The 13,184-nt window shown below is 67.0% G+C and carries 7 protein-coding genes; 3 read left to right on the forward strand and 4 right to left on the reverse strand.

The window, feature by feature from the left end; all coding sequences use genetic code 11:
* Window positions 1-2,064: helicase-related protein (locus tag VF992_04670; protein ID HEX9340447.1), on the forward strand; the 2,064-nt coding region annotated here is incomplete at its 5' end.
* A gap of 39 nt (window positions 2,065-2,103) precedes the next feature.
* On the opposite strand, the gene VF992_04675 is transcribed toward VF992_04670, so the two are convergent.
* Entirely contained in the window at window positions 2,104-3,360 is a 1,257-nt protein-coding gene (locus VF992_04675) for an ammonium transporter (protein ID HEX9340448.1), read from the reverse strand.
* A 159-nt stretch (window positions 3,361-3,519) separates the two neighbouring features.
* Here VF992_04675 and VF992_04680 point away from each other — a divergent pair, with 159 nt between their 5' ends.
* Window positions 3,520-4,437: a hypothetical protein gene (locus tag VF992_04680; GenBank protein ID HEX9340449.1), complete on the forward strand. Its 918-nt coding sequence runs from the start codon at window positions 3,520-3,522 to the stop codon at window positions 4,435-4,437.
* A 679-nt stretch (window positions 4,438-5,116) separates the two neighbouring features.
* On the opposite strand, the gene VF992_04685 is transcribed toward VF992_04680, so the two are convergent.
* Both VF992_04685 and VF992_04690 read right to left on the reverse strand, forming a co-directional pair.
* Window positions 5,117-7,633, reverse strand: coding sequence for a VIT domain-containing protein (locus VF992_04685; GenBank protein HEX9340450.1), 2,517 nt, complete (start codon window positions 7,631-7,633; stop codon window positions 5,117-5,119).
* Complete coding sequence (locus VF992_04690) at window positions 7,630-8,067, reverse strand: hypothetical protein (protein ID HEX9340451.1); 438 nt, start codon at window positions 8,065-8,067, stop codon at window positions 7,630-7,632. The genes VF992_04685 and VF992_04690 overlap by 4 nt, the downstream gene beginning before the upstream one ends.
* Window positions 8,068-8,221: 154 nt before the next feature.
* On the opposite strand from VF992_04690, the gene VF992_04695 reads away from it, so the two are divergent.
* Entirely contained in the window at window positions 8,222-12,679 is a 4,458-nt protein-coding gene (locus VF992_04695; protein HEX9340452.1) for a DNRLRE domain-containing protein, read from the forward strand.
* 101 nt (window positions 12,680-12,780) lie between these two features.
* Here the strand turns inward: VF992_04695 and VF992_04700 are convergent, their stop codons facing one another.
* Window positions 12,781-13,065, reverse strand: a complete 285-nt coding sequence (locus tag VF992_04700) for a hypothetical protein (protein HEX9340453.1) — start codon at window positions 13,063-13,065, stop codon at window positions 12,781-12,783.
* Window positions 13,066-13,184: the final 119 nt, after the last annotated feature.

Genomic DNA, 13,184 nt, shown 5'->3' on the forward strand with positions numbered 1-13,184 from the left:
CTTCTGCAGGGACGGTTCATGGTCTCACAGGTTCGTGCGCTGCAACTGACTGATGACGAAACGAGCGTGGTGAACTTCGAGGTGGAAGGAACACAGACCTATGCTCTGACCGGGATCGTCACCCATAATTGCACAAGCACTCTGGAGCTTGGCATCGACATCGGCACCGTCGACAAGGTCGTCCAGTACAACTCGCCTCGGCAGGTCACGTCCCTCATCCAGCGCGTTGGACGGTCGGGCCACACGCTCGACCGCACGTCCAAAGGACTCGTCCTGGCGGTGTCCTCGGATGACGCCATCGAATCTCTCGCGGCGGTCCAGGCCGCGCAGGAGCAGGACCTCGAGCCGCTGCACATCCATCGTCTCGCTCTCGACGTCCTCGCCCACCAGATCGTCGGCTGCGCCTTGGACCAGGGCGGCACCGCCCCGTGGTCGGAGATCCTCTCGACGATTCGCACGGCGGACCCGTACCGCGAGCTCGAGGACGCCCAGGCGGAGCGGGTCGCGGAATTCCTCGCCCACCTCGGCGTCGTCCGCCAGGAAGGCGACCGGATCCGCGTCACGGCGAAGGGCCGCCGGTACTACTTCGAGAACCTCTCGACGATCCGCGACGAGCGCCGCTACCCGGTCCTCGACCTGACGACGCAGCGGCAGGTCGGGATTCTCGGCGAGGAGTTCATGATGATCAAGGCGCGCGAAGGCCTGCACTTCATCGTCCGCGGGCGCCCGTGGAAGATCGAGCGGATCGGGAAGGACGGCATGGTCTACGTGACCCCGGTATCGGATCCGAACGCGATGATCCCCGGATGGGACGGCGAGATGCTGCCGGTGCCGTTCGGCTTGGCGCAGCGCGTCGGGCGGATTCGGAAGGACATCGACGCGCGACTGGAGCGGGACGGCGTCCCGAAGACGGTGGAGCACTTCGAGAGGGCTTGGCCGATCAACAAGACCGGCGCACGGCGTCTCGTCGAGGAGCACGCGAACCACCGCAAGGCCGGCGCGCCCGTGCCGACGGACGACCGGATCGTCGTCGAGGCGTTCGACCGCTTCCTCATCGTCCACGCGTCGTTCGGCGAGGTCGTGAACGTCACCCTGGGCGACCTCATCGAGGAGCTCCTCGCCCGCAAGCACCTCGTGCGGTTCTGGTGGACGGACCCGTACCGAATCCTGTACGAGCTCGTCGCGGACACGAAGGAGCTCGACATCGAGGCGCTCGTCGACGGCCTCCTGAAGCTCGACGACGAGACCCTGGAAGGCGGCCTGAAGGCGCTCCTCGAGGACCATCTGCCCCTCGGCTACTACATGAAGGGGATCGCGGAGCGGTTCGGCGCGATCCGCCGCGGGCTCACGGTCGGCGAGGGCGACCTGCGGTCGTTCGAGATCCGCTTCGCGAACACGCCGATCTACGACGAGGCCGTGCGGGAGGCGCTCCTGCTCCACGCGGATTTCGCGCGCGTGCGGGAGATCGTGCAGAAGATTCGTGCCGGTGAGATCGAGGTCGTCGTCCATCGGTCCGAGGAGACCCCTACATCCCTCGCATATCCGATTCTGCGGCGGTACGTCGAGGCGCCGGAGCTCTTCTCTCCGGAAGCGGAGCGAGAGGAGATTCTGGACCGGATGCGACTCCACCTATCGTCCGAGCCGGTTCACCTCCTCTGTTTCGATTGCGGGAATTTCCACGAGGAGGTGCGGATCGGCCAGATGCCCGACCATCCGGAGTGCGCGAAATGCAAGTCGCGCCTCTTGACCGTCCTCGGATGGGCCGCGTGGACCGTGCGGGACGCGTACGCGAAGCGGGCGCGGAAGCTCGACCTCACGGACGAGGAGAAGAAGCTCTTGACCCGGGCGAAGCAGGTCGCGGATCTCGTGGCGGTGTACGGCAAGCGGGCCGTGTACGCGAATTCCGTGTATGGCGTCGGGCCGACGACCGCGAGCAAGATCCTCGCGAAGATGCAGGACACGGAGAAGGAGTTCCTGAACGACCTCTTCGAGGCGAAGCTAAAGTACGTCACGACGCGGCCGTACTGGAACGAGCCGCAGGCGAAGCCGAAATTGTATTCGTGACGTGCACCGGCGGCCGTTAAGGACGCATCACGAGGCGGATTATGACTCGGTCGGGCTCGGTTCGTCGCGCTCGGTCGCGTAGGCTTCCTCGCCGAACTCGGAGGTGTCGAGGCCCGCGTGTTCCTCGGCCGGGCTAACTCGCACCGGCGTGAAGATGTTGATGATGCGCAAGAGGACGTACGACCCGGCGAACGCGAAGGCCGCCACGATGACGCACGCCAGGGCCTGGATGCCGACCTGGCCGGGGTTCCCGAAGAACAGGCCGTTGGGGCCGGTCGGGTTGATGAGAGTCGACGCAAAGAGACCGGTGGCCATCGTCCCCCAGATCCCGCCCGCCCCGTGGCACGCGAAGACGTCCAGCGAATCGTCCAGGGTCGTCCGCGCCCTCCAGCTGCCGACGTAGTTGCAAAGGACCCCCGCCACCAACCCGATGATGATCGACGGCATTGGGCCGACGTATCCGGAGGCCGGGGTGACCGCGACGAGGCCACACACGGCGCCCACGGCCATGCCGACGGCGGACGGCTTCCCTTTCCGCACCCAGTCCGTGAGCATCCAGCTCACCGCGGCGCCGGCGGCCGCCAGGTTCGTCACGACGAGTGCGTTGACGGCCAACGGATTCGCGGCGAGCGCGCTCCCGGCGTTGAAGCCGAACCACCCGAACCACAACACGGAGGCGCCAAGGATGACGTACGGGATGTTGTTCGGTCGGCTGTCGAGCCGGTCGACTCCTTCGCGCCGCCCGATCACAAGCGCGGCCGCAACCGCCGACACGCCCGCAGCCGTGTGGACGACTAGGCCGCCCGCGAAGTCGATGACGCCGAGGGACTTCAGGAATCCCCCGATGCCCCAATTCCAATGGGCGATCGGCACGTAGATGAACGTCGTCCAAGCGACGATGTAGATCAGGAGGGCCTTGAACCGGATCCGCTCCGCGAACGCGCCGATGATGAGCGCGGGCGTGATCGCGGCGAACTTCAGCTGAAAGGCGAAGTACAGCAGCTCCGGGATCGTCGAGGAGTATCCAGGGTTCGGCGCCTCCCCTACATTGTTCAGCCCGAAATTGGACAGGCTTCCGATGAAGCCGTTGGTGGATGGCCCCAGGGCGAGCGAGTAGCCCCACAGCGCCCACACGAGGCTCACGAGGGCGAAGATCGCGAAGCACTGGGCGATCGTCGAGACGAGGTTCTTCCTCCGGACGAGTCCGCCGTAGAAGAAGCCCAGCGCGGGCGTCATGATCATGACGAGGGCCGTGGCCGCGACGACCCATGCGATGTCCCCGGAGTCCAGCGCCACGTTCCGCGCTCCACCGAAACGGAATTGGGAGGGAAACCGACATCGAGTATAACGCTTCTCCTGTGGCTCGGAGGAGGCCGCGCCAGGACGCGGAGAGAGAGAACGCTGGCACGGTTTCGACGAACCCTCTTATAACGATGAGCGCCATCCAATCGGGCTATGGCGTGGCAGAGCGTCCCACGGATTCACGAGACGCGGCTGTTCCGAAAGCGCAACGTCGTCGGCGTGGGGATCGCCAAGAAGATCGCCGGCGGCCGTCAGACTGACGAGCCTTGCGTCGTCGTCTTCGTCGAGCGGAAGGTCCCAAGCACACAGCTCCGGCCGAAGGATCTGATTCCGGCGAAGATCGAAGCGATGAAGACGGACGTCGTCGAGACGGGACGGATTCAAGCGCTCCAGGCGAGGACGGACCGGTGGCGGCCCGCCCCCGGCGGGGTCAGCATCGGCCACTACCGGATCACGGCAGGGACCCTCGCCGCAGTGGCGCGGCGCGCCGGCGTCCGGATGATCCTCAGCAACAACCATGTCCTCGCGAACGCGAACGCCGCGGCGATCGGGGACGCGATCTTGCAGCCGGGACCGTACGACGGCGGGACCGACCAGGATCGGATCGCGACCCTCGAGACGTTCGTCCCGATCGTCTTCGACGGTTTCCTAGACTTCCTCTTGAGCCTCTTCGGCATCGCGCGGCCCGTGCGGAACGTCGTGGACGCCGCCCTGGGGAAACCGCTGAACGACGCGGACGTCTCCGACAAAATCCTGGAGATCGGGAGCGTCTCCGGGACGGCGACCGGGACGATCGGGATGCGGGTCCGGAAGAGCGGCCGGACGACCGGCGTCACGGAAGGCCAGATCACGGCGGTCGCTGCGACCGTCCGCGTGTTCTACGGCCTGACCCGCACCGCGCGATTCCGCGATCAGCTCGTGGCGTCAGCCCTGTCCCAAGGCGGCGACAGCGGTTCCCTGATTGTGGACCCCGACCATCGGGCGGTCGGCCTCCTTTTCGCGGGCAGCTCGAACACGACGATCCTCAATCCGATCGCCGAGGTTGAGCGTCAGCTTGGGATCGCATTTTAGGCGGGTTGTGCCGAATCGCAGCGCATCGGCCCGTCTGGAATCCAGGTCCGCCGCAAAGGGCCGGAATGCGCTCCCCATTTCGCTGGGAACATAACCTTGAAGTCTCGACCGATCGGTGTTCATCCGCCGATGAGCTCAGGAAAATCCCGAGCCCTCATTGCTCGATGGGATCGGGTGGTCCGCGGATTCGACGAACCGGGTCGCCTCGGGAGGAGACCGGCGTGATCCGCATCTTCGCCACCCGAGTTCCCGACGCGGTTGAGGCGATCGGACGCGCGGCGCTGCTCTCCGCGACGGCTCCGGCTCGGGGTGCGCGCCTGCGACGGATTCGCAACGAGCGGGCTCGAGAGCGTGCGGCGGTCGCCGACCTCCTCGCCCGATGGGCCTTAGGGGAGTTCCTCCATGTCGATTCCCGCGAGCTCCACCTTGCGCGAGATTCCCGCGGCCGGCCGTTTCTGCCGGGCGCGGCCCGGACGCATCTCAGCCTGACGCATTCGGGCGAATGGGCCGCGTGTGCGGTCGGCCGCGCGCCCCTCGGGATCGATGTCGAACGGGAGATCCCGTTGGAAATCGACGCGATGGCCCGGATCCTTTCCCCCGAGGAGGCCCGCGATCTGTCTCAGCGTCCGCGAAGCGAGCGCCTTCGCCGGTTCTACGAACTGTGGACCCTGAAGGAGAGCTACGTCAAGGCGGTAGGTCTCGGATGGAAGATCCCACCGGATTCGTTCACGATCTCGATCGGCCCGGATGGCGGAATCGCGGTCCATGGCCAAAACGCGCGGCGCGGATACCATTGGCGGCAATATCGCCTCGCGCGTGAGTATCCGACGGCGGTCTGTGCGAGGGAGGAGGTCACTCGCTCCTCGATCGGCTTCGTACGACCGAGCCGTCTCCGCGAATTCGCCCGCGCGATGTGACTCGAAGTCCTCCCGCTAGCCCGGAGGCCCCTCCCGTCGCCGGGTGCGTTGACTTCCCGACGGAGTTCCGGCTTCGTCCGGACGTCTGCCGCATCGTTCCGGGACCTGGGTCCCCGCCGTGGTAGGCGCACGAGCGCCAGGACCGCCAAGATCATGCCCGCGAATCCCACGCCGTTCGCGGCGAGCTGCGCGGCCTCGGGAGAGCCGAGTCGGACGGCGACCAGCTCGCCGCCGACCTCGAGGACACGGAAGTACGTGCCTTCGTACCGGGAGGTCGCGGCGGGTGTGTCGAGCCGCTGATATTCCGCGGACCCGACGTCGACGTAGCGGTCGATTTCGCCTTGCGCGATGAGCGGGTTCGCGAGATCTCGGTTCAGGGCGTCCGCCGTCCGGGCCTCCGCCACCAGCGGCGGGACGAACACAGGGGAGAAGCCTTGCCCGGAGGATGCCGGCGACGCGAGGCCTGCACCGGGTCCGAAGAGCGGCGCGCCCGCGAGCGAGCCGTCCGAGACGGAGCGGTCCGCCGCTTGTTCGGTTTGCGGCAAGAGGACGAGCAACGATGTGTATGGCGTCGCGACCCGGGTCTCCGTGGCGAGGGCGGTCAGTTCCGCGACCACAGCGGGGTCCTCTCGGGCGCGGGCAGCTTCCAGGAGCGCGTGGATCCGCGTCAAAGCCCACTCCCGCTTCAGGAGAGGTTGCGCGGGGATGTCCGCACCGGCGGTCCGGACGTCGAGCGCCGGCGTCCCACCGGACGCGGCCGGCCACGTCAGAGTGAGGTCGAGCGAGTCCTCGGCGGTCCCGCGCATCCGGGCGATCGCGAGGGCCTCCCCGCCTTGCCACACGGTCTGCGGGTTTGCGCTCGCGAACGTGAGATTCGCGGCCGCAGGGATTTCGGTCCTCAGGCCTTCGAGGATGGGCACGCGCATCGAGGCGACGAGGTCTGCCACCGCGGCCGGGACGTCGCCGTCGAGCGTCACGAGCTCCCCGCCGTGGTAGTGCGAGAGGTTGTGGAGGACCGTCTCGTCCGCATGGTCCGCGGGTGCCACCGCCATCGCGAAGACCGGCATCCCCTGGTCGTACGAGATCCGAGCGTACGCCGTCTCGAGCTCCGGATCCAGCGGCGAGCGGGTCGGCCGGCCGTCGGAGACGAGGATCAGGACTGGCTGCTGCCCGAGGCGGCGGGCCTCGAGGGCCCACAGCGAAGCCTGCGCCAGCGCGGCCGTCAGGCCCGTGCTCCCGTGCGGCCGGAAGGAATCCAGGAAGCGCGCGAGCTCCCCGTCCACGGCGGGCGACCACGCTTGGAGGGAGGGAGAGAACGGCGTGACGGCGGCGCCCTGGAACACGGCGACCCCGAATGACTCGCCCGCATGCGCGTCGCCCGCGATCCGGCGGACGGCGTCTTTCGCGAGCGCCCACCGGTCCAACAGGCCCATGCTGCCGGATGTGTCGACGAGGACCACCAGGGCCCGGGGCGCGGGCCGGATCGAAGAAGCGAATGCGGCGTCGGTGCTGTCCAGGGAGAATCGGACGTAGCGATCCCCCGTGGGCTCCGCGAACTGGCTCAGGGATGCGCCCGAGGCCCGGAAGCGGATCGGCAGATCGCCCGTGCCGGCCCCTTGGGTCGCGTTGATGTACGCGTCCGCGCGGTGGGATCCACTCCAGACGACCGGGATGTCGGGGTGGCCCGGCAGGAGAACCTCGCCGAGCGGTGCCGCCGTCTCGACGCGGACGTGCACCCGCAGATACGATACGCTGTCTCGCGCATCGATCGAGAGGCGGTACCCGTACTCGTAGAAGCCGTCCGTCTTGGTGAGCGGCATCTCGAGCGTCGTGATCGTCGTCCGCGCCTCTTTCGGCGGGATCGTCACCGCAATCCAGTAGAGGTCCCGCGGCGGATCGTACTGGACGAGGGCCGCATCCTGGCCCTTCGCGATCGCGTCGAGGAAGTCGCCGAGGGCGTCGCTTCGATTCTGCGTGGACGAGTTGTACACGACGTTTCCGATTTTCAGGCGTAGGTCCGTGATGAGCTCGTGGCCCTTCTCGAGCGGGAACGCGATTTGCCCTTGCTTGAACTCGTCGCTCGGATTGGAGAACTCCTTGATGATGACGACCCGCGCGAACCCTTCCGTGAGCTGGATTTCGACTTGGGTCCCATTCACTTGCGTCGGGAGGGGCGATGGCGGTTCGACGATGACGCAGAACGCGGCCGCGGGGCCGGGCGCGTTCAGGAATGCGGCGAGGACGAGGGCGACGACGAATGCGAATCGGGTGGCGTTCATGCATGCGCCTCCTTCGCTGCCCTCGAATCAACCACGCTACGGTGGAACGCGTAGAGGATTAGGAAACCAAACAACCAGAGCGGCGAGAAGTACACGACGTACACGAGGAGGCCGGTGTAGTACGTTGAGACCGCCAGCGCCACCGTCGAAAGGACGGCACCTGCTTTCGCGTAGATCCCGTTCGTGAGCTGGGCGTTCCGTGCGGCTTCGTGGACCGCGCCGTCCGCCCACCAGATGCCGAGGCCCCCCACGGCAATCGAAGCGACCATCAGCCCGTAGGCCAAGGTGAGGTTGAACCATGGGCCGAACGTCGCGAACACGAGCGACACGAGGAACATGGCCACGAGTCCGGCTCTCGCCGAACGCAATGCAGTTCCGCTCAGCATCGAGGCGGGCCGAAGACTCCGGACGTCGCGCCCTTCCTGGTCGGGCATGCCACGTCATGGCACGCATTCGACAAAACTCCGAGGAAACTGTTAGGTACGGGCCGAACGGCGCTGCGGCGGCCGCGAGCCCGCAATCAACCCCGATAACGGCGGCGTCCGGTTTATCTTGGCGTCCGGGAACCGCCGCGACACGGGACCAGCGATGGCCATCTCGTCGACTCGAAGCCTAGTCGTCCTCCTCGTCGCGATGGTCATCGCTTCCCTCCTCTCCGGCGGCGCGTCCGGTCGGTCGGTCCCGAGCGCGCGGGGCCTCCAGGTCCTGGTGTTTCAGCCCGGCGCGAGCGGCACGGACTCGTTCGTCCAGAGCGGGACACCGCTCTGGAATTACGGCGATGGCGCGACGCTGTCGGTCGGTCCGAACGAGACGAGCGGATACCTCGCTCGAGGCCTCCTGAGGTTCGACCTGGCGGGCCTCCCGTCGAATGCGACGATTGTGAATGCGACCCTCGGCATGTACGAGGTGCAAGGCGCCGGCGGCGAAGTTCGGGTCATCCCCGCGTTCGCGTCGTGGGCGGAAGGCGATGGAGGTCACTCGTGGACCGTCCAGCCCGTCACGGTCCGCGAGACCGTTGGCGTGAACCGCACGCGGGAGCCGGTCGAGGTCGTCGTCCCGTTCCAGTCGAACTCGATCGCGGACCCCGCGCGCGACCTCCGCGTGTACGACGCGGGACAAGAGGTGCCCTCTCAGGTATACCGATATGCGTACAGCGGCGGCCAGATTGCGGCCGCGCACGTGTTCTTCGATGCGACGATCGGCGCGTACGGCTCGAAGACGTACGACATCGTCTACAGTACGAACGGGACGTCCGTGCCGGCGTACCGAACCGGGACTTGGAGCGCCGGTCCCCTCTGGACATACGGCCCCACGGGCGGCGGCGCGTCCGGGGCCACAATCGCCGACCTGGACAACGACGGCGGGCTGGACATCGTGTTCGGCGGGACGGACGGATACGTGTACTGCCTCGATGAGGACGGGACCCTGAAATGGCGGACCCTCGTCTCCTCCGGCCAGAGCGTGCCCTTCACCCCCCAGGTCGCGGACGTGGACCGCACCGGCCGACTCAGCGTCGTCGTATCGACGAACGCGCCGAGCGTGGTTCGTCTCAACCGTACGGGTGCGATCGTCTGGACGTACAACAGCGCCAGCGTCCTCTTCACCACTCCGACCCTCGTCGACGTGAATGGCGACGGCGTCCTGGACGCCCTCGTCGGAAGCAACGCAAGGAACCTCGCCGCGATCGACGGCCGCACCGGGACCTCGCTTCCGTCGTACCCGGTCCCCGTGGCCGCCTACACGCCGACGATCGCGGACATCGACGGGAGCGGTGCCTCGGAGATCGTCGTGGATGGGGATGACAAGAACATGCACGCGTTCGCCCTCGACGGGACGGAACGCTGGGCCGCGAACGCTCCCGGCGGCTCGTTCCTCGAGGGGAGCATCGCCTTCGGCGACGTGAACGGAGACGGCTTGCCCGAGGTCGTCACGGGGGACGTCAGCAACAACGGGATTGAGTTCGCCCTATGGGCCTTGAACGGGACGACGGTCTGGTACCGGTCCCTGCCCACGTACCGACAAGGCGGCCAAACCATGGCGGACGTGAACGGCGACGGGCTCCCGGAGATCCTCGTGGGGGTCGAGTCCGGGACCGTGTATAGCCTGCGCGGGACCGACGGCTCCATATTCTGGAGCTACAACGCCGGGGCGACCCAGGCCGGGACGCCCGTCGTCGCGGACTTCGATCGGAGCGGCACGCGGCAGATTGCGTTCATCGAAGGCTCGGCTGTGGCCGTCCTCGCCGCCACGGGCTTCCTCGCCCACGGCTGGACGATCTCCCCGCCGAACCTGAATCTCCGGAGTGCGTACCAGTTCCCGATGACGAGCCCCGCGGTAGCGGACCTCACGGGCAACGGGACCCTCGAGATCCTGGTGCCCATGTCGGGCGGCATGGCCGCGTACGGAACGGGCGGGCTGGACCATGACTGGCGCACGTGGGGCTACAACGTCAACCACACGCAGCGGTTCCTCGACGGGGCGTCGGGGAGCGGCGCGCCCATGCTCGAGTCGACGCTCGGCGTCTCCCAAGTCCATCCGGCCGCGGGCGCGTCTTGGAACTACCGGGACGGTACGACCCCGTGGGCCACATCGGGAGGCGACTTCGGGCTCGCGTCGACGAGCGCCGCCGCGGCCCCCGGTTGGGTGTCGTGGAACCTCACGAACCTCGTCCAAGACTGGGCTGCCGGCCTCGCCCCGAACGACGGCGTGTTTCTCCTCGAGGGGAGCGAGATCACGGGCGCCCTCCATGGCTTCGTCACTTCGGATTCCCCGGATGCGGTGCACCGGCCGATCCTCACGGTCTCCTACACCCTTTCGTCCGCCGGCGCGGGGAGGGAGCCGCCGCGGATTGTCGGTCGGATTCCGAACGTCGTGCTCCCGGAGAATGCCGGGCCCGCGGCGTTGGACCTCGGCGCGTACGCCTCGGACCCCGACACGCCCGCGTCGCGGCTCCGGTGGAACGTCACCGGGTTCGACCCGGCCGTCGTCGCGATTGGCGGGGCGAACATCCCGGGCGAGTCTACCGTGACGATTTCGCCCCAGAGTGGCCGTTGGGGGGATGCGCAGGTGACGTACTGGCTCACGGACCCCGAGGGAGGCTTCGACCGCCAAACCGGATGGATCAACGTCACCCAGGTGGACAGTCCGCCGGCGTTCGGTCCGCCGTCCCCGCTGTACGTGACCGCGAACGAGACGTACGTATTCGACGAGGGCCCGTACATCACCGATCCGGACACGCCCCGTGCGTCGCTCACGCTGACGAACGACGACCCGGTCCACGTATCAACGTCTGGGACGAACGTCTCCTTCCGATATCCGGAATCGTACCTGGGGCGCTGGGCGTTCGTGAACCTCACGGTGAGCGACGGCACGTCCGGGGTCACTCGGGTCGTCGTGGTTAAGGTGACGACGGACCACCCGCCCGCGCTCTGGAGGCCTCTGCCGGACGTCACGTTGCTGGAGGGCCAACTGGTCCGCGGCTTGTTCAACCTGTCCGAGTACTTCTCGGATCCGGATCAAGACTCTCTGTTCTACTCGACCGGCTACGCGCACCTAGTCGTCGCGATTCGCGCGAATCTGAGCGTGGACGTCCAAGCTCCGAACGGCTGGTGGGGCCAGGAAGAGGTGACGTTCCGTGCGACGGACCCGAGCGGGGCGATCGCGGAGGATACCGTCCTCGTGACGGTCGTCCACATGAACGCACCGCCGGCCTGGGGCGCCGTCCCGGACTTGCGCGTCCGGTTCAGCACCCCGTTCTCTTTCAACCTGGACCCATACGTAAGTGATCCGGACACCCCCTCGGCGGACTTGGTCGTCAGCGCCTCGGACACGGCGCATGCGTTCGTCTCGGGCCATCTCCTCACGCTGACCTATCCGTGGGTCCTCAATGATACGGTCCAGCCCCTCGTCCTCACGATGACCGACGGCGTGTTCACGGTCGACCGCACGGTCTTCGTTGCGATCGGCTCGGACTGGCCACCGATCATCGTGACGAAGATGCCGGACATCTCCTTCAGCGAAGGGACGACGCGCCGGGCCGCGTACCGCCTCTCGGACTATTTCGCGGACCCGGACGGCAACTTGCTCTTCTGGACCGTCGGGAATTCGAGGATTGGCGTGACGATCCAGGCGAACGGGAGCGTGGACCTGACGAGCGCAATTGGGTGGTGGGGGACCGAGACGGTGACGTTCCGCGCGACGGATCCTCAGGGCGCCCTCCAGGAGGACACGGTCCGGATTACGGTCGACCATGTGGACCGACCGCCCGCCTTCCTCCCGGTGCCCGAGGTCTTCCTGAACGTCACCACGACGTACCTTTCGCTCACATCGTACATGGCCGATCCAGACACGAAAGTGTCCGACCTCGTCCTCGTGTCCACGAACAGCGCGCACGCGGTCATCGTCGGCCAGGGGCTCCTGCTGACCTACACGGCCGATGCGGACGAGTCGATCGATGTCGTCGTGAGCGACGGCAACCTGACCGATGCGACGACGATCCATGTCCGCGTGGTCCTGCCCGCGGGCCTGGTGCAAGAGATCATCCCCGGTTGGCTCTACTGGCTTCCGCTGCCGCTCGTCGGCGGGGCACTCGGCGGGTTCCTCGTCTACCGCCGCCGGCAGCTCGAGTGGGCATTCCTCGTGACGAAGACGGGCTTGCTCGTGAGCAGCGTTTCGCGCCGCGGGGACGGCTCGCTCGACACGGACCTGCTCACCGGGATGCTGACGACGATCATGGACTTCGCGCGTCGGAGTTTCTCCGATGAAACGGAGCGGCACCTCGAGGGGCTCGAGCTTGGAGAGAAGCGCGTGACGATTGTCCGGGGGAGCCGCGTCTACCTGGCCGTAGTCTACCGCGGCCGGACCCCGGGATCATTGACGTCGAGGATGCGCGTCCTGGTTCAGAAGTTCGAGAGTCGATATCCGGAGGCCTTCGGGGACATCCTCGACACGTCGAAGCTCGAGGGGATCCCCGTCGAACTCGAGCATCTAGTGACGCGCGGGAACCTCCCATTCGTGCGCTTCGGCTCAGAGGACCGCACGGTGTGATCGGACCGCGTGGAGAGCCGTTCTTCACGGATCGACCGAACGAATCGGCCCGTCGGCCATCCACATCGCCGGAGGTCGCGGGCTCCCCGAAGCCGGGACGTCTATCCAGGCGTCTTCCGTGACGGCTGCTTCGTCCTCTTCGGCTCCACGACCTTGACGTCGCCGATCTCGCGCAGCAACATCGCCTCGCCCTGCCCCGGGAGGACGAATTCGGTCGACTCCTGCGCCAACCGATCCCAGGTTTCGTCCTTGTGCTCCCGGAACGCGTCGAAGTCCCCATACTTGATGCACTCCATGATCAGCGCGGTGTCGTATCTGCCGAACCCGAGGACGGTCCCGAACGTCCCGCGATACGCAAGGCCCGGCGGCGCGTGCTTCGCGAACAAGTCCTCGTTCTTCTTTCGGCCACGCCTGGAAGTCCTTCATTCGGCCCTCTTTCACGTTCCAAAACTGAATTCACAACACGCGGGTTCCCCCGCTCACCAGGATCGGTCACGTGATAATG

The organism is Thermoplasmata archaeon (genome assembly GCA_036395115.1).
Taxonomy (GTDB): Archaea; Thermoplasmatota; Thermoplasmata; order RBG-16-68-12; family RBG-16-68-12; genus RBG-16-68-12.